The following is a 26,919-nucleotide window of genomic DNA, read 5'->3' as shown; positions in this document are numbered from 1 at the left end:
TAATTAATCCTCTATGTCTTCGCTATTTTTATGACGAGCTTTTTCTCTATAAATTTCCATTTCCTGCATTTTATTTGGAGTAATTTTGCTACAAAAATAATCACCATCCATACAAGCCATACAGGTTTTATTAATCTTATATTGACTGCGACGCGTGACAGCTTCAATTAAATCTTCTTTCGTTTGATAAAGTAGCGCATCAACACCAATAAATTTAGCAATGTCATCTTCTGTACAGTTGGCAGCAATTAATTCTTTGGTCGATGGAATATCTATACCATAGAAGCAAGGATTGATAAGCGGTGGAGAAGTTGATACAAAATAAATTTGCTTAGCTCCAAATTCACGAACCATTTTAACAATTTCTCGTGAGGTGGTGCCACGAACGATACTGTCATCCACAATAAGTACAATTTTATTTTTAATTTCAGTACGTTGTGGGTTTAATTTATGACGAATACTACTTGTACGAACACTTTGATTCGGCATAATAAACGTACGGCCAATAAAAGGATTTTTATAAAGTCCTTCTGAATAGCGTACGCCTAATTCATGTGCAAAAGAAAGCGCTGCCGTATTGGCTGTAAATGGTGCAGGTATCACTACATCGGGTATAAGATTAGGGTATTTATTTTTCCACTGGCAGGCTAGATTCTGCCCCATTCGTAATCGTGCCCGATAAACACTGATGTCATTAATGGTGGCATCAGGTCTTGCAAAATAAACATATTCAAAAATACACGGTCTAAATTCCGCTGCTTTAACCACACGACGAAATAACTTGCCCTGACTATTTACGTAAGCAACTTCACCGGGCAGTATATCGCCTTGTGGGTTAAAACCTAAGGCATAAAAAGGCGTTGTCTCAGATGCAAAAATAGTGTCAGTTGTGCCATCTTCATTTTCACGTGTACCTAACACTAAAGGGCGGATGCCATGTGGATCCCGAAAAGCAATTAAACCTTTACCAACAATGACGCTAACTACTGAATATGCACCTTCTAGTTTAGCGAATAATAAGCTAACCACCCTGCATAATACGTCAAAGAATTGCTCATCATTATCAATAAAGCCAGGGCTATTTGCTAGCAAATCTGCAAAAACAAGTAATAATACTTCAGAGTCAAGTGAGGTATTTAAGTGGCGATGTTGCTTACTAATTTCTTCTGCTAATTCAGGGTAATTGGTCAAATTACCATTATGGGCAAGAGATATGCCACGTGGGCTACCAATCCAGAGTGGTTGGACATCTGCTGTGCCATAGCCACCGGCAGTGGGATAACGGGTATGAGCAATGCCAACATTGCCTTTTAAAGGCAGTACATTGTCAGCATTAAAGATTTCTCTAACAAGTCCTAAACCGTATTTATGATAAAAACGTTGATCAGAAGTTAAAATACCAGCGGCATCCTGACCACGATGTTGTAAATGAATCAAGCTTTCATATAACTCAGGCGCAACAGCTTTATGACTATGAATACCAACAATACCGCACATGTTTTAATACCTTAAACAATTAGCAAGCTAAATTTCTAGTCTTTATCAGACAGTCTAGTCTATAAACTAGGCTTCTGAGTTTCTACCTGTTACTTATTCCAACCGAAAAACTATGACTTAATCATAAGATTCGTGTCACATCGGTGGATACCGCGGTCAAGCCGCGGTAATTCGGTTTTTATATTTTACTCCATGCCAAATAAATGTAGCCTGGGTGTAGGCCCATAGGGCCGGAACCCGGGTTTCACTTTGTTTCACCCAGGCTACTTGCTATGAAATAACAACCCTATCTCTACGTACCGCGCTTTATACGCGGTATCCATGTAACGGTGAACTATATTATTTTAATAAATTAGTTAACTTATATAACGGCTTACATGACGCAAAATTCTTTCTTCAATAGGTTCATTTTGCTCAATAAAATGAAATGATTGACCTGTTATCATCTCATACAGTTGAATATAGCGCGCTGAGAGCTCTTCAACTAAGTCAGTTGGCGCTTCTGGTAGGGTTTCATCTTGATAAGGATCGCAATTTTTTGCAAACCAGAGGCGTAAAAATTCCTTATCAATATTGTCAGGATCTCTTCCTTCGGCAAAACATTGCTCATAGGTGTCTGCTCGCCAATAGCGGCTTGAGTCAGGTGTATGGATTTCATCAATGACAATAATTTTTTCATCTTGGTCGCGGCCAAATTCATATTTGGTGTCAACTAATATTAAATTTTGCTGCTTAGCAAGCTCAACACCTTTTTCATAGAGTTTCATGGCTAAATCACTTGCCTCCAGCCAATCCTCTTCCGTCATCCAACCTTCAGCAATAATATCTTTAGGTGCAATTGGTCGGTCATGAACTTTTTCTTTAGTGGTTGGTGTTAAAACAGGCTTATCAAGTTTTTGATTTTTTTTCAGCCCTTCTGGAAAAGTAATGCCACAATAATCGCGAACGCCTTGTTTATATTGCGTCCATAACGAGGTATTAGTCGTACCGGTAATATAACCCCTAATCACAAATTCTATAGGAAAAACATCACATTTTTTAGCAATCAGCACATTTGGATCAGGCACGGCTATTACATGGTTAGGCACCAAAGATGCAGTTTGCTCAAACCACCAAGCGCTGGTTTGATTTAAAACTTGCCCTTTATAAGGAATTAAAGCAAGGGGTCTATCAAAGGCAGTTAGACGATCGGTGGTAATTAGCATGAGCTTATCACCTAAGTCATAGGTATCTCGTACCTTACCTGCTTGCACTTTAGCAAACGGAAAATTAGTTTTACTGAGGCAAAATGGCAAAGCTGTGCGAATTTTATTGCGATAATTATCGGTTATAGCTGAAGAACTCATGAGCGTATTGATTCCCAATTATATTAGTTAATAAAATTTCATCCATTAATGAATCGATATTTCCATAGTCACTGCTGAAGTGCCATAAAATACTATGCTTAATAGACTTGACCTCTGAAATAGAATAATGCTCGGTTAACGTTTGCTTAGCGCGCTGCCCAACTAAGTCTTCCTTCGCACGCACTAAACAAAAATAATCAGCGTCAGTTGCAGCCATAGGTAAACTAACTTCATGTTCTTTGCGATCACAGTATAAAACCCCGCTTTTTTTTATCTGCTCTAATATCGCAGCTGAATCATGGCTAATTTCCCAATGCACAAAACGATTTACCGTAACAGGAATACCTAATTTCTGTAATGTTTTTTGCACTGTTAATGCTTGATTGTCTGTAATAATTAATTTAACAACACACTGAGTATGTTCAATTGTTGGTGCAAATGGCGGCGGTTTTGCTACATTTCTTTGAATAGGTTTCGCGACAAGCTTGTGTGCTAAGGGCGTGGATATGATAAAATCACGCATGGAGTGGAAAAAGACATCACCATTTGTGGTGCGCTCCGGATGCGGCATCATCGCCATCACATTACCTGCAACATTACTAATAGCAGCAATATTATCTATTGAGCCATTAGGATTTATTGGGAAATTATCAATAATTTCACCTTGCTCATCACAATATTGCAGTAAATTTAAACCTTGCTGTTTAAGTTCTTGATAAAATTCGACAGGCATAATAAAGCGCCCTTCAGCATGCGCTACAGGCAGATGAATTGTATCATTTTCAGAAAGATAGCGGGTAAATGCATTATTTTTCTGATAATGCTTAGTTAAGCACACATTAACCCAAGCATTATAAAAACCTATGCCTAAGATTTTTCCATCTTTTACGCGCTTGTTTTCAGTTAAGGCAATTTTATTATTGCTATCCGTTAAGCCAGGAACTAAGCCTGCTTCTAATAAAATTTGGGCGCCATTACAAATACCGAGTACCGGTTTTCCGGCATCACTTTGTATTTTAATTTCGCGCATAACAGGATCAAGTGCTGCAATAATGCCTGCTCGCGAGCGATCTTCATAAGAAAAGCCACCAATCAGTACATACCCTTCCATTTCTTTAAGCTTAGAAATTGGCTCATTCCATAAAAACTCAACTGGCTGCATCCCAGCACGCTTAATTGCTAATGCCGTTTCACGCTCACAATTTGATCCTGGAAATTGAATCAGCCCAATGCGTATCATAACAATTTTACCTCTGGCTTACCTAAAATAACCTGGCCAATTTCATAAAGTGGAAATGAAGGAAATTCAATCTGTAGAAATTTAGACATTAATTCGAAATCTTTTGCTGATAAAAATAACACTAAACCTACACCCATATTAAATGTCTTATACATTTGATTATCGTCTAAATTACCCAGTTTGCGTAATAACCTAAATAATGGTTGTTCAGGAATTTTATTTTTATAAATTTCTACGGCACAGTTGTTAGGTAAAATACGAGGAATATTTTCTAATAAGCCGCCACCGGTAATATGTGCCATTCCTTTAATGGCAATGCCCTGTTGCAAGGTGCTTAAAACAGGCTGCGTGTAATTGATATGCGGGGTTAACAACTGTTCACCAATCGATTGGCCTAGCTCATCAACATAAGATTCAACGGTAAATCTTGCAGTATCAAAGAGTAACTTGCGCGCTAAGGAGTAGCCATTGGTATGCAACCCACTGGATGGAAACATAGCCACTACATCGCCTTCCTTAATATCCTTCCCCAAAATGGCTTTTTCTTTTTCAACAACGCCGGTAATAATACCTACTAAATCGTGTTCGCCAGGTAAATAAGTACCTGGCATTTCAGCAGTTTCACCACCGACAAGCGCAATATCATTGTCAAGGCAGCCTGCCACTATTCCTTTTACAATTTGTTCGATGACTTCAGGTTTTAACTTATCGTTGGCGATATAATCTAAAAGCGTGAGGGGCTTAGCACCCATTACAATAATATCGTTAGTCGTTGCACTGACTAAATCAATTCCGATGGTATCAAATTTTTGCATCATTTTAGCAACCATCATTTTAGTACCAACACCATCAATGCTCTGTACTAAGACCGGGTGATCATATTGCTCTAATAGTGGTTTAAGATCATACATAGCACCGAAACTGCCGATAGGCGTTAGGACCTGCGGTGAGAAAGTGCTCTCTACTGCTTTTTTAATATTACGTACAGCTTCATTACCTGCGTCAACATCGACACCTGCTGCTTTATAATCAATACTTGCCATTAAGTCAGTTTCTCCCGTAAACCATTGTGCCATGCTGCTTTTGCCTGGCTAATTGCTAAATCTATTTTGCTATTCATTTTAAGAATTGGCGCTGCTGTCGTTTTACCTAATACAATATAAGGGACTGCAAAATCACTAAAAATAGTGGTAACAGCTGGCAAGTTAGCAGGCAAAATTTCAAGAATAAACCCACCGCTTTCTGAAAAAAGCTTTTTTTCCTCCGCTAAGCTGCCCGGTATTTCAATGGTCACACCAATATTATTTTTAAAACTCATTTCAGCAAGGCTAACCGCTAATCCACCTTCAGAAATATCATGCGCTGATAAAACTAATTCTTGCTCAATTGCTGTAAAAACTGCAGTGATTTCTTGCGTAAATGTGGCTAAATCCGGTTTAGGTAGCTCATTACCAAGCTCATTGTGTAATTGATAATAAACACTACCGCCGCACTCATCTCGCCGCTCGCCAATTAGTAGTAATAAAGAATCAGGTTGTTTTAAGTCATAAGTGAGCGCTTTGCGATAATCACTTATAACACCTAAGCAACTAATAATTGGGCTAGGAGGAATAGCACCTTGCTCAGATTCATTGTAGAGTGAAACATTACCGGAAATAATAGGTAAGGTTACGTCAGGATTAGCTGGCCATTTAACTGCATTGCATGCATCTGTAATACCCTTTATTGATGCAACAAATTCACCCATTTGTTGTGGCTTTTCGGGATTACCAAAGCAAAGACAATCAGTTAATGATAAAGGCCAAGCACCAACTGCAATCACATTACGTACTGATTCCAGTACAGCATTAACAGCACCCCAATAAGCATCAATCTTATTATAGCGAGGATTGTGATCTAAGGATAAAGCAACACCGGTCATACGTATTTCAATAGGATATTTATCCTCATTAAAAGGCGCCATGACGCCTGCATCAGCACTGCCTGGTTCTATCACTGAACGACCTTGCACTTGCTTATCATACATTTCATAAATGGGTGCGCATGAAGCAATATTTTCGTGGCTCAGCAGTTGCAACAACGTGTCATTTAAATCCCTTGTAGGCAAATTCTTTGGCTCAAGGTTATTTGGTTGTTGATAATTATGAGGCCTATCATAGACAATACCACGCGTAATATCCTTAGCCTGTGCTGAAACGATTTCTTGTCCATCATAAGTCACCACGTAGAGGCCATCATGGCGTAAACTGCCTATTACTGTAGCGCCTGCACCTTCACAAATCTCAGGTAATGCAAAGCGTTGATTATAATGCTCTAAGACAATGGGCACTAAATGCTCAGGAACAACCCACATAAAACGCTCTTGCGTTTCAGAACATAAAATAACAGCTGGTAATAATTCTGACATACTAGTAGGTACAAGATTAAGATTAATCTCTGCACCATAACCACCAGCATCAGCTAACTCAACTGAGGCACATGCAATACCGCCTGCACCTAAATCTTTAAAACCGACCTTATTAATTAAATGTTGCTCACGAAGCCATGCAAATAATGCATAATTTGCTTTAAGAATGTGGCGCTGTAGAAAGGCATTTGGCTCTTGCACAGCGCCTTTATTTTCCTCTTGTTGCGCTACATCTAGATTAGCTGAGGCAAAAGCAGCACCCCCAAAACCACTATTATCAGTGGGTTTGCCGACTAAAATAAATTTATAATTTTCAGCATTAGGTGGCGCATAAGAGTGAATAACGTGATCTTCTCGAATAACGCCTAAGGTAACTAAGGTAACTAAGCAATTCTCATTATAAGCGTCATCAAAATACGTATCGCCGGCAAGATTCGGTATACCTAGTGGATTTGCATAACCTGATATACCATGTACCACACCTTCCGTAACCCAATTCGTTTTAGCTTTATTAATATCACCAAAACGTAAACTATCAGCAACCGCAATCACTTCCGCGCCCATACAAGCAACATCGCGCACATTACCTCCTACCCCTGTTGCCGCCCCTTCATAGGGTACAAGTTGTGAGGGATGGTTATGCGATTCATGGCTAACTACTATGCCATAACGAATGCCTTGATTATCGGTAGCAACGGCGACAATACCCGCATCTTCTTTTGGCCCTAAAATAACATGCGGCGCTGTGGTAACAAACTGACTTAAGTACTTACGACTACTTTTATATGAGCAATGCTCAGATCCCTGTATAGACCAAAGGATACATTCAGCATACGTTGGCGGTCTTTTAAGGAGTGAATTTTGGATAAAAAGTGCTTCATCCACAGTCAAGCGCACATTAAATTGCGCAAGCAAGTTGGCAACTTCTTGTGTAGAAAGCGAGGCGAAATCAAAAAAACTAGGTACTTCTTGCATAGACATCACTATCAAACGAGCAAGTGCCGATACAATAGCTATTCTTGGGCTTAAAATCAAATTAAATCAGCTATTTTTTCAGTTATTTTACATTACGTTGTCTTCCTTTTTAAAGCGCATTGTTAAATAATCACCCATTTCCTGCCGCGTTTTAAAAATGCACTCTATAATTTAGAGAGAGAAACTATCTAACTAACATTAGGATAGCGCATGAAAATTTCTCGATCTACTTTAGATAAAGCAGCAGATGAGCAGATTATTACGCCTGAACAGGCTAACGCGTTATACCAATTTATAAAAAATCAACCTGACCAACAAGCAAGTTTTAATTTTACCAATGTTTTGTATTATTTCGGTGGCCTTATCGCTATTGGCGCGATGACACTCTTCATGAACCTTGGTTGGGAAAATTTTGGGCCTTGGGGAATTTTTTTTCTTTGTGTTATTTATGCAATGATTGGTCTGTGGCTAACCGCTTTATTTGATAAGAAAAACTATAAAATCCCTGCAGGTATTTGCGCCACCTTTGTTATTGCCTTAACGCCACTGGCTGTTTACGCGGTGCAAAAGGCTTTAGGTTTATGGCCTATTGAAGATTCTCATTACCGTGGTTTTCACGCTATTATCCATTGGCACTGGATTTTCATGGAGTTTGCCACCTTAATTGTGGGCCTTATTTTAGCTTGGATATATCGTTATCCATTTATGGTTATGCCTATTGCGGTAACGCTTTGGTATATGTCTATGGATATTGCTGATTTAATCATGGGTGATACAGTCGATTTTGAATTTAATGCGTTAATTTCAATGTACTTTGGTTTAATTGTGACATTAATTGCGTTTTGGGTTGATGTGCGTTCACGTCATACTGTAGATTATGCGTTTTGGCTCTATTTGTTTGGCGTTATTACGTTCTGGGGAGGCATGACTGCCCAAAGCTCAGACAGCGAATTGTCTAAATTCTTTTACCTTTGTATTAATCTATTCATGATAGGAATTGGCGTTATTCTAGTAAGGCGCATTTTTGTAGTGCTTGGTGGTATAGGTTGTTGTATTTATTTGGGCCATTTAGCCTGGCAAGTATTTCAAAATAGCATGCTATTTCCTATTGCCCTGACCTTAATTGGTTTAATTATTATTTATCTTGGTACTTTATGGCAAAAACATGAAGTAACTCTCACCCAAAAGGCACAAGCATTACTACCTAAACCTATTCAGGAATTATTAAAATCTCGCGAATAACGTAAGTCTTTATTTATAGCTTTGAATTCAAATTATGTTTTTTTCACGCAGACGAAGATCCATGCCCAACATAAGCATGCTGCCAGTTTAGCTATGGATTCCCGTCTATACGGGAATGACAAACTTTTAGTATAAGTAGCCTGGGTGCAGGCCCATAGGGCCTTCACGCCTTTACCCAGGCTTGCTGCATTTTTTCTTACAGGCGGAGATCCACGTTTAGCCTTAGTCTCATACCAATTTTAGGCATGGACCCTATCTAGTCGGAAATAATTTGAGGCATTATAAATAAACTTTAGGAGCTAGATGAATCATTGGCAAGCGGTATTTTTTTAACCGAGCTAATGACTAGACAGTCTTCTTTTTGCTTATCTTTAACCACAGTCACTTCTAGTCCTGCTAGCTCAGTTTGTTTGGTCGTTTCATTTTGATAATTCAAAATCAAAGGCAGTTGTATTTTCCAGTGGTTCTTATTTTTTTCTAAAATTAAAGGAGAGTTTTGCAGGCCAACTGAGACTACCATCTTTTCTTTTTGTACTTTTTTTACCTGATTATTTACATTAAATTCTTTTTTATAACTAGCCCATGCTGATTTCGTAAAATAATTTGCCGCTTCTTTTTCTTTAGACGAATGTACAAAGTTATAATTATTGGTTGCTAATATCGCCTCATAAGCCCAGCTTTGTACTTTATTATCGTTAGCTAAACGGCTACAAAGATCATTAGCAAAGCCGCTAACTGTTATTCCTAGCAACACCAAGGAAGTACTTATTTTAAGCATATGAAATCTCCTAAAAAAAAAACTAAATATGTATTTTTTACACATCTTAATTGTTTTTTGATCTAAATTAAAGGTCTAATAGACCTGGATTTTGTTACCAGGCAATTTTAATTTAAAGACGTTTGCAAATGGAGCGAAGCCCTATTCTATCTAAATAAAGCTAGTAGGCCATGAAAGCCGGTATAAATAAGGAAAATGAGGAAAAAAAGAATTAAGGGTAATAATGAATTATTTCTACCGATAGGTTTGCGACTTTCATTAATATTAACTTTTGTGCCATAGCTACTTACTAAGTCATAATAGGTAGTCTTATCAACAACGATAGCTTGTGGCGGTAACTGCGGTGACTGGGGTTTTACTGAGGCTGATTTTTTAACTGCTGTGCCTATAGCAAGAAATTCCACTAAACCATTACCTAATTGATAGACATATGTTTTAACGCCAACGACATCTTCTGCGCCAATCGCTTTGGCTTCATCATTAATGATACCTAGAGAATTTTCCCGAGCATCATAAATTAGACGCGAGAGCTCTGTTAATTCTCCCCGCATGAACGATTTAATTGCGGAAGTAATCCCGCCAACTACGCCTAAGGAATAGACAGATGTTCCTAGCAGTAAACGTAGAGGCATATAACCTAATGACGCCATATTCCACATTTCAATGTTAGTCATGTCACTGGTAATAATGCCCTGCTCAGTCGAACCAACAACAAATGGCGCTTTTGACGCTGTTCCAATCATGAGCATTTCGTTGACACCACCAAACGGTAATATAGTAGATTGTATGCCTAAAACGGCATTGGCATTATTTGCGCTGGCATGTGCCTTGATTCTATTTAACGCTAAGTGACGAGTCACATTAAAAATATTTGAATATTCTCTAATCTCTCCACGAGCTAAGGTTTTCAAACTACCAATAATTCCACGTCCAATTCCCATGGAGTAAGCTACATTACCAAAAGCAAAACAGATAGGTTCATAACCTGCATCAAGTTGCGCATAAAGTTCTTGCCCATCTGCTGAGGTTGAGAAAGGCTTAAGTCCAATGTTTTTTGATTTTACTACTGAGCCAATTGATAAAAATTCAATATTTGCGTCATGCCATATTAATTGACTTGTTACACCTGTAATACCTGTTGCCCCATGCGCTGCGGCTTCTGCAAACATTCTTTCTAAGGCTGTTTCTCGTCCTTCTTCGATAAGCCTGGTAATTTGCGTTAATTCACCGCCTAACATTGCTTTTAAATTAGATCCAACACTGCCAATCACGCCTAAAGAATGCACGCTATTACCAACAACTATATTGCCTGGTATAAAACCTTTCTGTGCTAGGCAGAAAATTTCATTACCTGATAAACCTGTTATGACTGCCATACATTATCCTTACAATTTAAACGCGGCTAATTACTTTTCGGGGCTGTTTTAATGCTTCTTAGGCCACTAATAGGGATATCAATATGATAAACATAGTGTTGAATAATTTGCTTTACTTGCTCACTGGTAAGGGGCTTGGTAATTGCACCTTCCATAAAATAATCATCACAGTCATATTTAACAACATCTGCCTGATATCCGGTAAGAGCAATAATCGGCACATGGTGAGCGGTATTTTGTTCCATTTGTCGAATTTTTTTTGCCATGACATAGCCTGATGTATCTTCTAAGCTAATATCCATAAAAACAATGTCATATTTACCAGGCTTAAATAAATTAGCCACTTCGCCCTCAGAAGGAGCCACTTCAACTTTGCAATCAAATTGCATTAATAAAGCTTGCCCTGCCTTTTGAGCAATCCTATTATCTTCCACTAATAACACAGAAGGCCTTTCATTTTTAGACATATTAATATGAGAGGCAACGGATGTAGGTGCTGGTTGAGCATTGCTTAATTGTAATTGTTCTTTAATTTTTTTGAGTTGCTCTGTTAATAACAGCTTCTCACTAACATCCATTAAAACAACTAACAAGCCTTGATTTTTTTTATCATTAGAAAATAAAGGTACACGTGTAGCTAAGTAATACGTAATTTTTCCTTCCGCACCAAGGACAGGTTTCTCAGGCGAATCGTAGGTAGCCGTATCTGAAAGCAAGGCATTAATATCATCACGCTTTAACAGTTGCGCCCGCTCTTCAGACCAGTTTGCAAAGGTAACTAACCGCTGATAAAAATTTTCTTCTAACTCATCTAAATGAGTAAGGCCAAGCATCGTTAGAAAATTGTTATTACCACCAACTAAGGTACAATCTTTATCTAATAAATAAACGATGTTGGGTAGGGAACTTATAATATCTTGATAAAATTGATGAATAACTTGCACATCATCCTGATTCTCTAGATTTATCTTACTAGACATGCTAATACTCCTGGGATTAAGCTGCATGAAAAAGTATAGTACATTCTAGAGCCTCAGCAGACAGCTTAAGCGAGCTTAGCTGTTAATTTATTGATAAAAATAAAATGAGTTCGGCTTAGACAAACGCTATCTGATACATGTGAAGCGCCTGCATGCAATTTAGGTAAACGTAGTTTAAACAATTTAAATCAATGTTTAGGGATAAACTATGGTAAGTGATGTAGTTCAGAAACTAACTAATTTTCTTAACTTAAAATTGTTTAGCTTAGCTGCTTTAGGAGGCATAGCCATTGGCTCAGCAGTTTCTTTGATTCGCACCTTAGTTGGCTTTATTCAAACGATATTATTCGGCACGAATGTTAATATGCATAGCGCCATAAGTACGCCTTGGGAAAGAATCCTAGCTGTTACAACCGTAGGTGGATTAATCTTAGGTTTGCTACTTGTTTTAAGTGCGCGTTATAAGCGCCTTTCTATGGTTGATCCCATCGAAGCAAATGCAGTCAATGGCGGCAAGATGTCTTTTTTAGATTCACTTACTTTTGTAGGCTTATCGCTGGTTTCTATTTCTATAGGTGGTTCGGTGGGTTTTGAGGCAGCAATGACTCAGCTTGGCGCAGGCACCTTAAGTGCAATAGGCCAGCGCTTAAATTTTGCAAGACAAGAACTACGCATGTTAGTTTCCTGTGGCACAGGGGCTGGTATTGCTGCTATTTTTGGGGCCCCCTTAGCTGGGGCTTTTTATGCCTTAGAATTAGTGGTAGGTGGCTATGCAACGCGCGCCTTAATGCCTACCCTTTTGGCAAGCTCCCTAAGTAGCCTCATGGTTTATATTTTAATCGGTTACGAGCCACTGTTTAAGGCTAATATTGTTGAAACACCTTCTATCTGGCATTTTCCAATCGCAATATTGATTGGCTGTATGGCAGCCGCTGTGGGTATCCTTGTGATGCGTGGGACAACAAGTTTAGAATATTTATTAAAAAGCCTAAAGTTACCTAACTTTTTAAAACCAGCCATTGGCGGACTTTTTCTTGGATTAATTGCCCTTATTGTGCCACAAGTCATGGGGCCTGGGCATTATGGGATTAATGAAATTCTTGCAGGCTCGAAGGCTCTTCATTTAATTATTCTAATTCTCCTAGCTAAAATGGCTGCTTCAATTGCATGTGTAGGATCAGGATTTCGGGGCGGACTATTCTCAGCCTCTTTATTTTTAGGCGCAGCCTTAGGCTGTATTATTCATGATATTATTACCATACCTCTTTTCGGCCATGCCATACCCCTAGACTTAACCGTCGTCGCAGGCATGGCAGGGGTTGCTGCATCGATTATTGGCACGCCAGCCGCCATTATACTTTTACTATTAGAAACTGCGAATTTAAATTTAGGCGTTATCTCAACTGTCATCACGGTCATTGTATCTAGCGTGCTTACCCGTTACTTATTTGGCTATTCTTTTTCAACATGGCGATTTCATATTCGTGGGTCAGATATAACTGGCCCACAAGATATTGGTCGCTTAAAAGCATTAACATTTGGGAATTTACCCTTAATCAAATTACCAACTATAGCAGAGCATACGTCGCTTATTGATGCTGCTAACGCCGCAAAGCGCGCCGAAGTCGATTACATTGCCATCAAAGATAAAAATGGCCATTTTCTAGGGCTTGCTAATAATAAGCTATTGCTGACGGAATTAGAAAAAACATCCCCTTTATCCTTATGTAACCTTATTGAAAAAAATACACATTGTGTTTATCAAACCGAATCCATTGTTAATTACATCGATACAATTAATGAGAAAAAATTAAAACGCTTATCAGTCATTGATGAAAATCACCATTTCATAGGACTAGTATCGGAAGTAGCTATTTTGCGCCGCTATTTAATTGAAATAGTTGCAGCACAAGAAGAAGAACTTGAGCATTTTCCTAAATTAACGCCTTAATATTTTATCTTTGCGAGCAACAGTCAAAGAATCGTTTAGCTTGCCTCAATTTAGCAAATTATTTAATTAATCATTATTCAAAATGCTCTCTTAATAATCAGTTAAGTCAATCTATGATAAAATTATAGTGTTCAGTGCTTAATAAATAATCTTATTTAAGCAGATTTATTCATTAATTTAATAATTAACCTATAAGATTTTACCATGACTAATCCTATTAAAGTATGTGTCATAGGCCCTGAGGGAAGTGGCAAAACACAGCTTACAAATTTGATTTTAAAAAGACCCTACCGACCTAGCTATGAAAGTACGTTGGTACTTGATAATTATGTTTCAGACGATGGTGAAATCAAAATTGTAGATACAACAGGCAAAGAGGAATATAAATCACTTTTATTAAGTTTGTCTCCAGAGAAGGATGTTTTTTTATATTGTGTTGATCTAAGTCAAGAAATAGAGCCAAATAAAATAGCGAAAGAATTGCGGCAATTTAAACTTACAAATGATCAAGCAAAATTTATTTTAGTAGGGACAAAAGCAGATAGCTACCTAGGTGACAATCCTACAGCGGTATTGCAAGAGCTTAAAGATAATATACTTGATATTGATGATTTAATTGTTATGTCTGCGAGTGAAGATCATGAAAGCAGAATTGCAATGGCAAACGAAATAATTGCATTAATTTATAAACAAGCAAATGAAATAGCCGCAGAAAAGGAAAAATCCCTCGCCCAAGCAGAAGCATTTAGACATATTATGGAAGAAACTAAAAAAGAGCCAGAAGAAACCTACCCTGATAGCTATTCCGAGCTTTGGCTCAATGCCAAAACTCAGGATTTATTTTCAGCTAAGGGAAAAGAAAGAATAGTAGATTCAAATTTTTCAGCAGCGCTAGCGCTTTTAAAAGATTATTGCAAAACCAAGGCGCCTGAGTCGAGATTTGCAACTCTGTTTAGTAAAGTAAGCTTAGCCGCCACTTTACATAAGCGTCATCATACTAATACCGTAAGAAATTTCTTAAAAGACTATAGTGGTACACCCACAGTTAATGCTCTGCTTACTGCCTTAGGGGATGAATTAATTACTGCCAAAAATCCTATTAAACCTACTGGAAGTTTGGCAACGCGACTTCAATTTATTAAAGATAAAGCAGAAATAACAGATACGTGTGATATTGATGAGATAAATAGTAAAATAGAAAGACTAAACGTAGATGAACCACCGGCACTCTAAGACAGGTCATTAGCAGCTAAACTGCTGCTAATTAGCCGTATAAAACTGACAAGCAGTTAGCGATTCAGTACAAACGTAACCCCCAAGGGTATCAATCCAATTGTAATCAACCCGTGCAGGTATTTTTACCAACACTGGCCACCAAATTGAATAATTGCCTATGGAATTTCTATAGGTGCAAATAACACCATGGCCATAACCTCCATACACCATGATATTAGCTCGAGCAAATTGCGTATTAACATCACCTTGAGGCTTGTGCTCAGAAAAAGGGTTTAGCTGCCAAGGCTCAGGTATTTCTCCCCATTGCAGTGAACTTGTCTTAGGATCAGGACAATTACTACTAGCATAAGCAAGGGAATAAAATAAATTCGCAATTAAATAAGTTGTTATCACGACAGCTTTCATGATTACCTCACGTTATATCTTTCTTTAAGATTATTTAATTTACTTAAGTCATGTCAAATCATCTTTAAGCTATTGTTTAAGTTTATTTCTTTGTTATAATCCTCGCTCATGCCGGGGTGGCGGAATTGGTAGACGCGCCGGATTCAAAATCCGGTGGTGGTGACACCGTGTGGGTTCGAGTCCCACCCTCGGTATAACTAGTGAGCTGGCTTTAGCTCATCAAAAGGCAACTGGTCGTTTTCTCTAGGTTTTGTATGTTCCTTAATCATGATCAAGAATGGAATAAAACCTAATGCTAGTAAAAATGATAATTGGTATAAACCAACCCAACCGAACCACAGTTGTAATAAAGCAGCAATTGGCCCTGAGAAAGTACGGGGTAAGCTAGAAACTGCCACAAGTACTGCAAATTGAGTCGCTGTAAATTGTCTATTTACCAAGCGCATAAATAAGGCTACTAATGCCGTCGAACCCATACCAGCAGCAAAATTATCACAACAAACTGCCACAGCAAATAAAGCTAAATTCTTACCCACCATGGCAAGCGCAATAAATAAAATATTAGTTAGGGCTTGCAATAAACCAAAACAAAGAAGCGCTTGATATAAAGGCCAACGCATTAAGACTAAACCCGCTGTTAACCCACCTAATAAGATAGAACTAATGCCTAATAACTTATTGATATAGCCAATGGTATCTAATGAAAAGCCGATCCCTTGAATCAGAAAAGGCATGACAATACCACTTGTAGTCGCCGTAAACGCTTCGCCTAGCTTATAGAAAAAAATAAAAAAAAGCAGTGCTAACGTTTTAGGACGCTGCAATAATTCTTTCATTGGAGCATAAAAAGAAGATAATAAAGGCTTAGCTACCTGATTCTCAACAGACGGCTCCTGACTCCATAAAGTGACAATGATACATAGCCCCATGATTAAGCCCATAATATGGTAAGTCATCGCCCAGCCAATATGCGCGGCCATAATTAAAGCAAGCCCACCGGCAATAAGCAAAGCTAATCGATAGCCAAATACCGCAAGGGATGCCCCTAATCCATGCTCTTTTATTGGTAAATATTCTACCCGATGCGCATCAATCGCTGTGTCTTGAGTTGCTGAAAAAATTGCTAGTATCAACGCAATTAGGGCTAAAGCAGAAGCAGAGTCGGTGGGGTTAAGTAGCGCCATGACATTGAAACCGACAAATAAACAAACTTGTGTTATTAATATCCAGCTACGCCGCTTGCCTAACGATAATAGTGTATAACGATCAAGCAAAGGCCCCCATACAATTTTGTATAAATAGGGAAGGCCAATTAAACTTAGCATACCTGTCGCTAAAATGGGCATACCGCTGTCAGCAAACCAAGCTTGTAACGTAGAAGTAATTAAAGCAAGTGGGAGTCCTGAAGAAAGGCCAAGTAAAAAGACAATAAGCAAGCGTTTATTCATTTAGGAAATATTCCTAAGATTTTAAGAACAATCATTATTTTTAATGAGTTTAGATAACGCACTCATAGGTTTACTATAAGTGCGTCTATTGCTTTTTAAGCTTCAGATGATTTTTTTACAGAAATTAAATGAATTTTAAAGATTAACGTTTCGTTAGGACCAATGGCGCCGCCAATGCCGCGTGGGCCATAAGCTAAAGAAGCAGGTAGATAAACTTCCCAGGTAGAGCCAGCTGGCATTAATTGCAGTACTTCTGTCCAACCAGGAATGACTTGCGATACTTTAAATTCAGCAGGTTTGCCAGATTTCTCGGTGCTGTCAAATACTTGGCCATCAATAAGTTTACCAGTATATTCAACAGTAACCATATCATCTTTACCAGGTTTAGCTCCTTTACCATTTTCGATTACTTTATATTGTAAACCGCTAGGTAAAGCAACTACGCCCTCTTTGCTTTTATTTTGGTTTAAAAATGCGTCACCTTTGTTTTTATTTTCATCTGCTTTTTTAGTGAATTCTGCATTTCTTTTTGCCATTAAATCTTTTTGAAATTTGTTTAAAACATCTTTCATTTGATCATCAGTCAGTAGTAATTGGCCACCATTCATGCCGTCTTGCAAGCCTCTTGCCATAGCATTTGGGCTAATGTCAATGCCTTGCTTTTTAAAATTTCGTCCTAAATCAGCACCAATACTGTAAGATAATTTATCCATGTCACTGCTTAAAACTGTACTTGTACTTGGTGTAGTAGCACTAGCGTTAGTACCATTAGTTGTAGTACTAGTGTTAGTAGTATCTGGCACAGCAAAGGCAGTTGATACCACTAAGCTTATCGCTGCAGCGACTAATTTCATCTTCATAAAAAATTCCCCTTTCTAACTTCGTAAGATTTAAAATCTGTGAAATATGCCCGCTTATTTTGCCTAAATTTAACTTAAATTACTAGCTATTAAAAACTTAAGGCGCCTTTTATACCCTCAAATACTGATAAAAACCTAGAATTACTTTTACTTATGTCAAAAATTAGATATTTTAAACTTTTTTTTCTCATCTTTTGTTTATACTTATATTGTTAATAGATAGCTTTCCTTCTACACTTGCCATTTTAATTCTTAAAATTAAACACCATGAGTATTAGTCTATTTGATTTATTTTCTATTGGCATTGGTCCTTCCAGCTCACATACCGTTGGGCCTATGCTTGCTGCTAATGCTTTTGTTAAGCAAGTATCCTTGCATCAAGATTTATTTAAAGTTAGCCGCATTAAAATTGAATTATACGGCTCGTTAGCCCTAACTGGTAAAGGCCATGGCACAGATAAAGCGATTCTTAATGGATTAGAGGGCCAGCTACCAGATACCGTCATCCCTGAAAATATGGTGCCACGCATGCGGGAAATTATTAGTTCACAAAAAATAAAACTAAATAATACCCATGAGATTTCATTTAATGACACGGCAGATTTCTTATTTTTACAAAAAGAATTGCTACCAAAACATAGCAATGGTATGCGTTTTACGATTTACGATAGCCAAGAAAATAGACTTGCAAGTCAGATTTATTATTCAATCGGTGGTGGTTTTATTGCAACTGAAGAAGAAATGGATCAATTTCCGGCATTAGAAAGCAACATACCCTACCCTTTCTCTACTGCTGATGAGTTATTAAGATATTGCCGAGACAATAGTTTATCAATCGCAGAATTAATGATGGTGAATGAACAAACTTGGCGAGATAGCAAAGCAATTGAAGAGGGTATATTAGCTATTGCCAAAGTGATGAATGAGTGTATCGAAAATGGTTGCCATCATGATGGTATCTTACCTGGAGGATTGCTGCTTAAACGACGTGCGCCTGAACTTTATAAAAAATTAACTAATCATCAGGATATTAAAAGTAGCTTTGAATATGCGGACATTATGAACCGTATAAATTTATATGCTATGGCTGTTAATGAAGAAAATGCAGCCGGAGGCCGTATTGTTACCGCCCCTACCAATGGTGCAGCAGGTATTATTCCAGCTGTTTTAAAATACTTTCAAGAAGCTCATCATAAGGTTAACAGAGAAGATATCTACACTTATTTCCTGACCGCTGCGGCTATTGGTATTCTTTATAAAAAAGGCGCATCTATCTCCGGTGCTGAAGTAGGTTGCCAAGGGGAGGTTGGCGTTGCTTCTTCTATGGCGGCAGCAGGGCTTACAGCCGTGCTAGGTGGGTCAATTGACCAAATTGAAAATGCTGCTGAAATAGCGATGGAACATCACTTAGGCATGACATGTGATCCAGTTTTAGGTTTAGTACAAATTCCTTGCATTGAGCGCAATGCTATGGGTTCAGTTAAAGCTGTCAATGCTGCTCGTATGGCACTCATGGGTGACGGTAAACATCATATTTCTTTAGATAAAGTAATAAAAACTATGAAACAAACCGGACTTGATATGCAAAGTATTTATAAAGAAACATCTATGGGCGGCTTAGCAGTCAATGTTAATCTTCCCGAATGCTAATAATGACAATCAAAAATCACCACTAAATAAATGAGACACAGAAGGTCTTATACCTTCTATGTCCTCAACTTAAATTAATTTAGCTGTATAGCACGTTTTTTTAGTTGATACATTAATACCAAGCTGGTTATTAAGATCCACTCACCTATTAAGAGCTCAACAAAAGCGAGTAGTGGATTTGTTGCAATCTTGCTAAGAATAAGAACAGCTACTGTAGCGCTACCCATGTTAATGAAACTCATCATTGCCGATCCACTCGCCTTATCGGCTAATGCGTTTGAGGCAATAAATGTTGCGCCCGCAAAAACTACGCTGCTAAAGAGATATAAATGGGTAGTACTTATAAAAAACCATAGAGGGCAATGCGACTTCACTTCCCACATAAACAATAAACTAGCTATTCCTAATACACTCATTCCTAGGCCTACTAGTATAATTTGTAGAGCAGGATAATGAGCTAATAATCTTCTCGACCATAATCCGCCTATTAACATACCGAGCATATTAAGTAAGTTCCAATAGCCATATTGTGCAGCAGACAGGTATAGATAATCATTAGCAATTTGGGGTGCAACTGCCGCAAAACAATAACCAATAATTGAACAGAAACCAACTGCTAAAGCAAAAATAACTAATGTCTGGCACTTTAATGCCTTTTTGTAGTTAATTAAGATGGTATTTATATTAATAGGCTGTGGTGTTTTTAATGTTTCTTTAAATAAAAACGTGCCTAGAAACATGAATAGGTTTTGGGACAGCAGAAGTATAAAACACCCAGACCATAACCAATACTCCGTAATGATACCGCCTAAAGAAACTGCTAGACCTATACCTACTGTAAAAGCGACAATAGAGTATGCCATGGCTGTTTTTCTTTGCTCAGTTGGTAACCACTCATTAATTATCATGTAAGTACAAGCAAGACCGCTGGCTGATCCTAGCGCACTAATTAAGCGACCACATTCTAATAAACTGTAGATATTGTAATAAACTGCAGCCAAGCACAGTAAATTCCCAATAATATAAATTATTAAACCTGCACGTAGAGCGAAAAGTCGACCGAAACGGTTAGCAAGCGGCCCATAGATTAATTGCCCAACTACATAGCCTACTAAAAATAAACTAATTAATTCCTCTACCTTACCTGCGCTCAGATTAAATTGATGCTGAATAAACGGTAACGCTGGCGTAATAATGACCGCCGCAATTGATGGCATTGATAAATAGCTCAGCAATAACCCTAATTTAAATCGTGAAACCATCACACTCACTCCATATCAAGTAAGATATAGACTATAAATAAATCAATAATTAATATAAAGGCAGGTAATGGTTAATATGTATTAACTACTAGTTAACAATCTGATAACAAGTCTTAGCCGATGCATTATAAAATTTATCATTGACCGCGTAACCGACAACAACTGCTAATTCGTGATTGATATAAATTAATGGAATTAGATCACGTAACCAAGGAGGTACATGCCACTGTTGAAAAAGCTTTTTTAATACCTTAGTCTGCCCATGCCAGTAAATTTTCTCACCACCTTGGCGAAAGCAAATTTCTATATGACTTCCCGTAGGTATTACCAATCCCGTTAGCGCAGGTATCGCTTTCAGGCTACCAAGATTACCAGGTAAGGTCACAGGCTTAGGGAAATTAACCCAAGGAATACTAACTGGCTTTACTTCATTGGTTAAATTTAAAAGATATAACGTCTCTTTATAGCGACGAATACAATAATTCCCCCAAGAAAGTTCAGGATTACTGTCTTCTTTGGCCTCAATTACTTCTGGTATTAAGCGATTAAACACCTTCGTATCAGGCATATAATGTGTTTGTCTTTTAAGCCAAGCCCTTAAAACATTTTTTTTTCTAGCTTTGCTTAAACCAATCAAAGATAATAGCGACAGCTTATTGCTATCCTCTGTGATACTTAGGCAATCTAGATAAGCTAAATCTTCTAGATTCTTTTGTGCTTCTTGACAATGCGCAGCCGTACGCGCCAAATTCAGCCCAACATTTGACCAACGTGTCTGGATTAGGGGAATAACTTGTTGTCTTAAAAAATTTCTTGAATAACGGCAATCGAGATTACTTTCATCGTCAATCCAGTCTAGTTGATGACTAGCAGCGTAAGATGTTAAGTGCTGACGAGAAAAAGTTAATAGCGGCCGCAGCAAACAACCTAGACCAAATGGTTGACAATCAGCCATTGCAGCTAACCCATCAATACCCGCTCCACGAAATAATTGCAGTAACAAGGTCTCCGCTTGATCATCTTGATGATGGCCTAATAATAATGCTTCCTGATTTTTAATCAGTGAATAAAATACCGCATACCGTGCTTGTCTAGCTTTATCTTCTATGTTGTTAGCACGTTTAACTGTTATTTCCTGCGTAATAATAGGCAAATTAAGTATTTGACAAACGCGTTCACAATGCTGTTGCCAACGTTTAGCATTAACACTTAAACCGTGATTAATATGAATAGCTACTGTTTTACCAGCTAATAATGGCTGGGACGCTACGGCATGCAGAAGGACAGTGGAGTCAAGCCCGCCACTAAATCCTACGTACAAGCGGGCATACTGCTTAAGTTGGCTAAGGTACTCTGACTTTAAAATATCACTAATTGGGGGCTCCCATGGCCATAAATTTTTTATAGCGCTGCTCTAATAATTCATCCGGAGACAATTCTTTTAAAGCCTGTAATTCTTCAATAAATACGCGCTTTAGACGGGCTGCCATTGCTTCAATATTACGATGAGCACCACCTAATGGCTCTTTAATTATTTTATCAACTAAGCGATGCTCAAAAATCTTATCAGCTATAATACCCATTGCTTTAGCCGCCTCGCTCGCTTTTGCTGCATCTTTCCATAAAATGGATGCACAGCCTTCTGGAGAGATAACAGAGTAAATTCCAAACTGTAACATAAGCACCCGATCGCCTACGCCAATGGCTAAAGCACCACCAGAGCCTGCTTCACCGGTTACTGTACAAATAACTGGTGTTCTTAATTTAGCCATCTCTAGTAAATTACGTGCGATTGCTTCGGATTGATTACGTTCTTCAGCACCAATGCCAGGATAAGCACCAGCGGTATCGATAAACGTAAAAACAGGCAGCTGAAATTTCTCGGCTAACTTAAATAAACGTAAGGCTTTACGATACTCTTCAGGCCTTGCCATACCAAAATTGCGATAGACTTTTTCTTTTGTGCGCTTTCCTTTTTGGTGTCCTAATACTAATACTGGCTCGCCATTTAAACGGGCAAGACCACCAATGATGGCTGGTGCTGCTGAATAATGCCTATCACCATGTAACTCTTGAAAATCGGTAAATATATTTTCAATATAATCGGTTGTTTGCGGGCGTAACGGGTGGCGTGCCATTTGCGTGATTTGCCATGGCTCTAAATTTGCGAAAATAGAAGCAGTTAACTCTTCACACTTTGCTTCAAGGCGGGTAATCTCTTCGCTTAAATTGACTTCATTATCATTACCAACCATGCGTAGTGCTTGAATTTTTTGATTTAACTCTTCAATAGGTTGCTCAAAATCTAAAAATTGTCGGCTCATTTATTACTCGTTGGCGAATTAATTCTCATGCGCTATGATAACCGTAACTGTCTTTTGATGCTACCCTTGCAATAATGAACGCCTCTTTATTTCAACCCATGTCTCATTATGATTGCCAACTTGCCGCTGATCGTATTGATGTTTGGCAGTTTCCATTAAAGGTATTGCCACCAAACGCATTAAGTATTTTAGATAAAGACGAATTAGCGCGCGCTGACCGTTTTTATTTTAAACGTCATAAACGTCGGTTTACAGTCGCTCGTAGCATATTACGTACCATCCTAAGCTCTTATTTACAGATATCCCCTGCAACGCTTAAGTTTACCTATAATCAATATGGTAAACCTTCTGTCATTAACAGCATGCAGTTGGAATTTAATCTAAGCCATTCCAGTGATTTAGCCCTACTTGCTATAGGTCAGCGATCGTCTCTAGGCATTGATTTAGAATTTTTCTCTGCTAGGCCTTATCAAGGTATTGCCAAACATCTATTTTCAGAGCAGGAAAGAAAGGAGCTAAGCCAGCTACCGCCTGCCCTGAGAGCGATAGCTTTTTTTAATATTTGGTCACAAAAAGAAGCATTTATTAAAGCGTGTGGCATGGGCCTTAGCTATCCAACTGAACAATTTTCAGTAAAAGCTATGCCAGCTGCTAAAGAACTGGTATTTGATCAAATTCACCAAAGCACCTTAGCTATCATCTCATTTATGCCAACTATAAGCTGTTCTGCCGCTTTATGCTTCAATCCTGAAATTCAAACGATTCGCCAAATAATACTTTCCGATAATTACACCTTATAATTATCGGTTATTTGCCTGCTGGCGAAATATTTATCTTGCCGGCTGTTGGTAATTAAAAAAGCGATGCTAAACTACTTACCAAATTACTTAAGCTTAATGACATTATGAAGCAGTTTACGCCAATCCAATTGCAATTACTTAATTTTCTTGGCGATGAGACATGTCAAAGTGGTCATACTATTGCACAACAGTTAGGTGTATCAAGGACTGCTATTTGGAAGCAAATAAACCAATTAACTGAATTAGGTTTACCAATTAAACGTAATACTGGCCAAGGTTATCAATTAGATAAGCCTTTTATTGCTTTAAATGAGACGGCAATACGTCATTATCTTAGTGAATTAAATTATCAAAACGAAATTAACTTTAATTTATTTGCCACCATTGACTCGACTAATCGCTTCCTCAAAGATTTACCGATTAGTCGAACGACTACCATTTGTTGTTCAGAGGCACAAACTAAAGGCCGAGGCCGTTTTGGACGTAAATGGCACTCGCCTTTTGGCGAAAATATTTACTTTTCAGGTCGTTGGCAATTAACTTGTTGTCTTTCCCAACTGTCTGGCTTAAGTTTAATTGTAAGTCTTGCCATTCTCACTAGTTTACAACAACTTGACATTCAACACGGTATCCAATTGAAATGGCCCAATGATTTACTATGGCAACACAGAAAACTTGCTGGCGTTTTAATTGAAATTTTGGCTGAAACAAATGGTTGTGTGCAAATTATTATTGGTATTGGTATTAATGTTAATACCTCAAATGATAAAGCTGAAACACCTTGGTGTTCTTTAAGGGAAATAACAGGTCAATTTTTTGACCGCAATCAATTAATTGCGACATTAATCTACACCCTAGATTCTCATCTAAAACAATTTTTAGCACAGGGCTTTAAATCTTTTCAAAACCATTGGCAGCAAGTTGATTATTTAAATGGCCGTCAAATTGAAGTTTTTCAAGCTAATACCTCATTAAGTGGGTATGCTTGTGGGGTAAATGAGCAAGGGCAATTATGTCTAAAAGATGAGCATGGTAATTATCATTACCTTTCATCAGGCGATACAAGCTTAAAAAAACAGAGTTAAAGAATTGCAATGAAGTGATAAGAAAGGTGTTTGCCCCAAGCTAAGCTATTTTACTCGGGGACTGGATGACTGCGAGGAAAATCAGTTTATACTGCTTCTTCGTTATCTGAAGATTCTTTTTCTTGCTGAATGCGCAAATAAATCTCTTCACGATGAACAGATACATCCTTAGGCGCATTAATACCTAAACGCACCTGATTTCCTTTTACACCTAACACGGTGATATTAACATCATCACCAATAATTAACGTTTCACCAATACGCCGAGTCAAAATCAACATGACTAATCTCCCTTAATTGCAGCTATTATTTTTCCATAGAAACATCCATGGCGCACAGAATAACTGCAGTTTGAACAACAAACAATCAATTTTAATTGTTTGATTGTAATTTTACACAATGTTTCTTAACAGAATATTAAGAAATAATGATTTTTTATTTAACCGAAAATAGATAAATTATACTTTTTCATTTAAAGTAACAGCTTATGTAAATTCTCTAACTACGGCCAAATTAATGATTACACCTGTAATAAAAGGAATTAACTTAGCATGAAACATTTAACTGAACTTAATTCTTGGCGTGCATTACAAGAGCATGCACAAAAAACAAACGCTAGAAGTCTTAGTGATTTAAATAGAAGTTCTGCAAGAAATAAAAATTTATACATCACTATACCTGAGCTTACTATTGATTTTACACATCAACAGGTCGATGACACAACCCTTGAATTACTATTTAATCTTGCAAATGAAAAGAATATTTTTGAAAAGATCGAATCATTACTTAGTGGCGATAAAATTAACCAAAGTGAAAAAAGACCAGCACTGCATACGGCGCTAAGGCAACCCAATAACCAACCCATATTAGTGGATGGTTATAATGTGATGAACGATATTATAGCCACACGTGAAGAAATGCGTTGTTTATCAAATCAAATTCGTCAAGGTAAGTGGCTTGGCTCTACAGGAAAACCTATTACAGATATTGTCAATGTTGGTATTGGTGGCTCTGATTTAGGCCCTAGATTCTGTATTAATGCCCTTAAGGAATGGACTTTAAAAAAGCTAAAATATCATTTTATTCCGGACGTTGATCCGTATAGCACTAAAAGTGTTTTAAACGAACTAAAACCGGAAACGACGCTTTTTATCATTTCTTCAAAATCATTCACGACCCCAGAAACGTTACATACTTTAAATAAGATAAAATTGTGGGGTGAATTTAAAACGTTTGATGAAAAACATTTTATTGCTGTCACTGCTAATGCAATTAAAGCCAAAGAATTAGGATTTCAAAAGATCTTGCGTCTTTGGGATTGGATAGGTGGTCGCTTTTCTATTTGCTCAGCCATTAATTTCATTACCGTTGTTGCGGTTGGTTATGAATGTTTTATCGAATTGCTCGCGGGTGCTCATAGCATGGATAAACACTTTCAGAACACAGAAATTTTTAACAATCTACCTATATTATTAGCTTTAATGGGTATATGGAATAATAATTTCCTACATATCAATACCCATCTTATTTTAGCTTACGCTAGACAACTGGAATACTTTATACCTTATGTTCAACAATTAGATATGGAAAGCAATGGCAAATCCGTAAATAATCAAGGGCAACCTATTAATTATGCGACTGGCCCGATTGTTTGGGGCGGGCTTGGCAATCAAGCGCAACATAGCTATTTTCAATTACTATGTCAGGGCACGCATCGGGTTACAGGTGATTTTATTAGTCTTGACTCGTCACGCGAGGAAATGATTAACTATTTTTGCCAGGCTAAAATGAAAGTATTAGCCTATGGTATACACGATGAGGCAGATCGTAATAATTATATTCCAGGTAATATACCTTTAAATCATATTAGCCTTTCGTCTTTCTCACCATTTAATATTGGCCAACTCATTGCCCTTTACGAGCATAAAATATTTACACAAAGTGTCATTTGGGATATCAATCCTTTTGACCAACCAGGTGTTGAACGGGCAAAGCGCCAATATAATTGCAAATCAATAAAACAGGTTGAGACAACCTAAAAATCTTTGCGAAAATGA

22 protein-coding genes and 1 tRNA gene are annotated in these 26,919 nt (G+C 37.8%); 8 read left to right on the top strand and 15 right to left on the bottom strand.

Features of this window, described 5'->3' with window-relative positions:
* Window positions 1-3: 3 nt before the first annotated feature.
* The 5 genes from purF to purL all read right to left on the bottom strand — a co-directional run bounded on the left by purF (window position 4) and on the right by purL (window position 7,465).
* Window positions 4-1,497: an amidophosphoribosyltransferase gene (gene purF / locus DYE47_RS06160; protein WP_115302428.1), complete on the bottom strand. Its 1,494-nt coding sequence runs from the start codon at window positions 1,495-1,497 to the stop codon at window positions 4-6.
* 356 nt (window positions 1,498-1,853) lie between these two features.
* On the bottom strand, window positions 1,854-2,843 hold the full coding sequence (locus DYE47_RS06155; protein WP_115302427.1) for a phosphoribosylaminoimidazolesuccinocarboxamide synthase: 990 nt from the start codon (window positions 2,841-2,843) through the stop codon (window positions 1,854-1,856).
* Window positions 2,818-4,083 (bottom strand): phosphoribosylformylglycinamidine synthase I, encoded by a 1,266-nt coding sequence (purQ, locus tag DYE47_RS06150; RefSeq protein ID WP_115302426.1) that lies wholly within the window; start codon window positions 4,081-4,083, stop codon window positions 2,818-2,820. Before purQ ends, DYE47_RS06155 begins: the two co-directional genes overlap by 26 nt.
* Window positions 4,080-5,126 carry a phosphoribosylformylglycinamidine cyclo-ligase gene (purM, locus tag DYE47_RS06145; protein WP_115304027.1) on the bottom strand — a complete coding sequence of 349 codons (1,047 nt, stop codon included), beginning with the start codon at window positions 5,124-5,126 and terminating at the stop codon, window positions 4,080-4,082. Before purM ends, purQ begins: the two co-directional genes overlap by 4 nt.
* The gene (purL, locus tag DYE47_RS06140; protein WP_115302425.1) at window positions 5,126-7,465 is read right to left on the bottom strand and encodes a phosphoribosylformylglycinamidine synthase subunit PurL; all 2,340 of its coding nucleotides are present in this window, start codon (window positions 7,463-7,465) and stop codon (window positions 5,126-5,128) included. Before purL ends, purM begins: the two co-directional genes overlap by 1 nt.
* A 210-nt stretch (window positions 7,466-7,675) precedes the next feature.
* Here purL and DYE47_RS06135 point away from each other — a divergent pair, with 210 nt between their 5' ends.
* A complete protein-coding gene (locus tag DYE47_RS06135; protein WP_115302424.1) occupies window positions 7,676-8,707 on the top strand; it encodes a DUF2157 domain-containing protein in 1,032 nt (343 codons plus the stop codon).
* 292 nt (window positions 8,708-8,999) lie between these two features.
* Here the strand turns inward: DYE47_RS06135 and DYE47_RS06130 are convergent, their stop codons facing one another.
* The 3 genes from DYE47_RS06130 to DYE47_RS06120 all read right to left on the bottom strand — a co-directional run bounded on the left by DYE47_RS06130 (window position 9,000) and on the right by DYE47_RS06120 (window position 11,841).
* Window positions 9,000-9,485: a DotI/IcmL family type IV secretion protein gene (locus tag DYE47_RS06130; RefSeq protein ID WP_160149859.1), complete on the bottom strand. Its 486-nt coding sequence runs from the start codon at window positions 9,483-9,485 to the stop codon at window positions 9,000-9,002.
* 146 nt (window positions 9,486-9,631) lie between these two features.
* A complete protein-coding gene (locus tag DYE47_RS06125) occupies window positions 9,632-10,861 on the bottom strand; it encodes a heavy metal-binding domain-containing protein (protein ID WP_115302422.1) in 1,230 nt (409 codons plus the stop codon).
* Window positions 10,862-10,887: 26 nt separating this feature from the next.
* Window positions 10,888-11,841 carry a response regulator gene (locus tag DYE47_RS06120; RefSeq protein ID WP_115302421.1) on the bottom strand — a complete coding sequence of 318 codons (954 nt, stop codon included), beginning with the start codon at window positions 11,839-11,841 and terminating at the stop codon, window positions 10,888-10,890.
* A gap of 208 nt (window positions 11,842-12,049) precedes the next feature.
* On the opposite strand from DYE47_RS06120, the gene DYE47_RS06115 reads away from it, so the two are divergent.
* Window positions 12,050-13,792, top strand: coding sequence for a chloride channel protein (locus DYE47_RS06115; RefSeq protein ID WP_115302420.1), 1,743 nt, complete (start codon window positions 12,050-12,052; stop codon window positions 13,790-13,792).
* Window positions 13,793-13,996: 204 nt separating this feature from the next.
* On the top strand, window positions 13,997-15,025 hold the full coding sequence (locus DYE47_RS06110) for a DUF5617 domain-containing protein (protein ID WP_115302419.1): 1,029 nt from the start codon (window positions 13,997-13,999) through the stop codon (window positions 15,023-15,025).
* A 27-nt stretch (window positions 15,026-15,052) separates the two neighbouring features.
* Here the strand turns inward: DYE47_RS06110 and DYE47_RS06105 are convergent, their stop codons facing one another.
* Window positions 15,053-15,433 (bottom strand): DUF3757 domain-containing protein, encoded by a 381-nt coding sequence (locus DYE47_RS06105; protein ID WP_115302418.1) that lies wholly within the window; start codon window positions 15,431-15,433, stop codon window positions 15,053-15,055.
* Window positions 15,434-15,543: 110 nt separating this feature from the next.
* Between DYE47_RS06105 and DYE47_RS06100 the strand changes: the two genes are divergently transcribed.
* Window positions 15,544-15,627: transfer RNA gene (locus DYE47_RS06100), tRNA-Leu, on the top strand.
* A gap of 3 nt (window positions 15,628-15,630) precedes the next feature.
* On the opposite strand, the gene DYE47_RS06095 is transcribed toward DYE47_RS06100, so the two are convergent.
* Both DYE47_RS06095 and bamJ read right to left on the bottom strand, forming a co-directional pair.
* Window positions 15,631-16,881, bottom strand: a complete 1,251-nt coding sequence (locus DYE47_RS06095) for an AmpG family muropeptide MFS transporter (protein ID WP_115302417.1) — start codon at window positions 16,879-16,881, stop codon at window positions 15,631-15,633.
* Between the two features lie 95 nt (window positions 16,882-16,976).
* Window positions 16,977-17,741 carry a BamJ family beta-barrel-assembly machinery protein gene (bamJ, locus tag DYE47_RS06090; RefSeq protein ID WP_115302416.1) on the bottom strand — a complete coding sequence of 255 codons (765 nt, stop codon included), beginning with the start codon at window positions 17,739-17,741 and terminating at the stop codon, window positions 16,977-16,979.
* Between the two features lie 267 nt (window positions 17,742-18,008).
* Between bamJ and DYE47_RS06085 the strand changes: the two genes are divergently transcribed.
* On the top strand, window positions 18,009-19,391 hold the full coding sequence (locus DYE47_RS06085) for an L-serine ammonia-lyase (protein ID WP_115302415.1): 1,383 nt from the start codon (window positions 18,009-18,011) through the stop codon (window positions 19,389-19,391).
* Window positions 19,392-19,465: 74 nt separating this feature from the next.
* On the opposite strand, the gene DYE47_RS06080 is transcribed toward DYE47_RS06085, so the two are convergent.
* The 3 genes from DYE47_RS06080 to DYE47_RS06070 form a co-directional block, all read right to left on the bottom strand.
* On the bottom strand, window positions 19,466-20,653 hold the full coding sequence (locus tag DYE47_RS06080) for an MFS transporter (protein ID WP_115302414.1): 1,188 nt from the start codon (window positions 20,651-20,653) through the stop codon (window positions 19,466-19,468).
* Between the two features lie 88 nt (window positions 20,654-20,741).
* Window positions 20,742-21,974, bottom strand: a complete 1,233-nt coding sequence (tilS, locus tag DYE47_RS06075) for a tRNA lysidine(34) synthetase TilS (RefSeq protein WP_242604172.1) — start codon at window positions 21,972-21,974, stop codon at window positions 20,742-20,744.
* A gap of 49 nt (window positions 21,975-22,023) precedes the next feature.
* Complete coding sequence (locus tag DYE47_RS06070; RefSeq protein WP_115302412.1) at window positions 22,024-22,977, bottom strand: acetyl-CoA carboxylase carboxyltransferase subunit alpha; 954 nt, start codon at window positions 22,975-22,977, stop codon at window positions 22,024-22,026.
* 74 nt (window positions 22,978-23,051) lie between these two features.
* Between DYE47_RS06070 and DYE47_RS06065 the strand changes: the two genes are divergently transcribed.
* Both DYE47_RS06065 and DYE47_RS06060 read left to right on the top strand, forming a co-directional pair.
* The gene (locus DYE47_RS06065; RefSeq protein ID WP_115302411.1) at window positions 23,052-23,777 is read left to right on the top strand and encodes a 4'-phosphopantetheinyl transferase family protein; all 726 of its coding nucleotides are present in this window, start codon (window positions 23,052-23,054) and stop codon (window positions 23,775-23,777) included.
* Between the two features lie 104 nt (window positions 23,778-23,881).
* Complete coding sequence (locus DYE47_RS06060) at window positions 23,882-24,862, top strand: biotin--[acetyl-CoA-carboxylase] ligase (protein WP_115302410.1); 981 nt, start codon at window positions 23,882-23,884, stop codon at window positions 24,860-24,862.
* A gap of 86 nt (window positions 24,863-24,948) precedes the next feature.
* Here the strand turns inward: DYE47_RS06060 and csrA are convergent, their stop codons facing one another.
* On the bottom strand, window positions 24,949-25,143 hold the full coding sequence (csrA, locus tag DYE47_RS06055) for a carbon storage regulator CsrA (protein WP_115302409.1): 195 nt from the start codon (window positions 25,141-25,143) through the stop codon (window positions 24,949-24,951).
* A gap of 270 nt (window positions 25,144-25,413) precedes the next feature.
* Between csrA and pgi the strand changes: the two genes are divergently transcribed.
* Window positions 25,414-26,901, top strand: coding sequence for a glucose-6-phosphate isomerase (pgi, locus tag DYE47_RS06050; protein ID WP_115302408.1), 1,488 nt, complete (start codon window positions 25,414-25,416; stop codon window positions 26,899-26,901).
* Window positions 26,902-26,919 lie beyond the last annotated feature (18 nt).

Origin of the sequence: Legionella beliardensis, from assembly GCF_900452395.1 — a bacterium.
Lineage (GTDB): Bacteria > Pseudomonadota > Gammaproteobacteria > Legionellales > Legionellaceae > Legionella_C > Legionella_C beliardensis.
Note: the sequence above shows the minus strand (reverse complement) of the source record. Positions and strands in the feature narration are given on the sequence as shown.

What these genes read in the sequence shown, in the direction of transcription:
- purF (WP_115302428.1), bottom strand. Translation starts at nt 1,497, where the DNA reads ATGTGCGGTATTGTTGGTATTCATAGTCATAAAGCTGTTGCGCCTGAG.
- DYE47_RS06155 (WP_115302427.1), bottom strand. Translation starts at nt 2,843, where the DNA reads ATGAGTTCTTCAGCTATAACCGATAATTATCGCAATAAAATTCGCACA.
- purQ (WP_115302426.1), bottom strand. Translation starts at nt 4,083, where the DNA reads ATGATACGCATTGGGCTGATTCAATTTCCAGGATCAAATTGTGAGCGT.
- purM (WP_115304027.1), bottom strand. Translation starts at nt 5,126, where the DNA reads ATGGCAAGTATTGATTATAAAGCAGCAGGTGTCGATGTTGACGCAGGT.
- purL (WP_115302425.1), bottom strand. Translation starts at nt 7,465, where the DNA reads ATGCAAGAAGTACCTAGTTTTTTTGATTTCGCCTCGCTTTCTACACAA.
- DYE47_RS06135 (WP_115302424.1), top strand. Translation starts at nt 7,676, where the DNA reads ATGAAAATTTCTCGATCTACTTTAGATAAAGCAGCAGATGAGCAGATT.
- DYE47_RS06130 (WP_160149859.1), bottom strand. Translation starts at nt 9,485, where the DNA reads ATGCTTAAAATAAGTACTTCCTTGGTGTTGCTAGGAATAACAGTTAGC.
- DYE47_RS06125 (WP_115302422.1), bottom strand. Translation starts at nt 10,861, where the DNA reads ATGGCAGTCATAACAGGTTTATCAGGTAATGAAATTTTCTGCCTAGCA.
- DYE47_RS06120 (WP_115302421.1), bottom strand. Translation starts at nt 11,841, where the DNA reads ATGTCTAGTAAGATAAATCTAGAGAATCAGGATGATGTGCAAGTTATT.
- DYE47_RS06115 (WP_115302420.1), top strand. Translation starts at nt 12,050, where the DNA reads ATGGTAAGTGATGTAGTTCAGAAACTAACTAATTTTCTTAACTTAAAA.
- DYE47_RS06110 (WP_115302419.1), top strand. Translation starts at nt 13,997, where the DNA reads ATGACTAATCCTATTAAAGTATGTGTCATAGGCCCTGAGGGAAGTGGC.
- DYE47_RS06105 (WP_115302418.1), bottom strand. Translation starts at nt 15,433, where the DNA reads ATGAAAGCTGTCGTGATAACAACTTATTTAATTGCGAATTTATTTTAT.
- DYE47_RS06095 (WP_115302417.1), bottom strand. Translation starts at nt 16,881, where the DNA reads ATGAATAAACGCTTGCTTATTGTCTTTTTACTTGGCCTTTCTTCAGGA.
- bamJ (WP_115302416.1), bottom strand. Translation starts at nt 17,741, where the DNA reads ATGAAGATGAAATTAGTCGCTGCAGCGATAAGCTTAGTGGTATCAACT.
- DYE47_RS06085 (WP_115302415.1), top strand. Translation starts at nt 18,009, where the DNA reads ATGAGTATTAGTCTATTTGATTTATTTTCTATTGGCATTGGTCCTTCC.
- DYE47_RS06080 (WP_115302414.1), bottom strand. Translation starts at nt 20,653, where the DNA reads ATGGTTTCACGATTTAAATTAGGGTTATTGCTGAGCTATTTATCAATG.
- DYE47_RS06070 (WP_115302412.1), bottom strand. Translation starts at nt 22,977, where the DNA reads ATGAGCCGACAATTTTTAGATTTTGAGCAACCTATTGAAGAGTTAAAT.
- DYE47_RS06065 (WP_115302411.1), top strand. Translation starts at nt 23,052, where the DNA reads ATGAACGCCTCTTTATTTCAACCCATGTCTCATTATGATTGCCAACTT.
- DYE47_RS06060 (WP_115302410.1), top strand. Translation starts at nt 23,882, where the DNA reads ATGAAGCAGTTTACGCCAATCCAATTGCAATTACTTAATTTTCTTGGC.
- csrA (WP_115302409.1), bottom strand. Translation starts at nt 25,143, where the DNA reads ATGTTGATTTTGACTCGGCGTATTGGTGAAACGTTAATTATTGGTGAT.
- pgi (WP_115302408.1), top strand. Translation starts at nt 25,414, where the DNA reads ATGAAACATTTAACTGAACTTAATTCTTGGCGTGCATTACAAGAGCAT.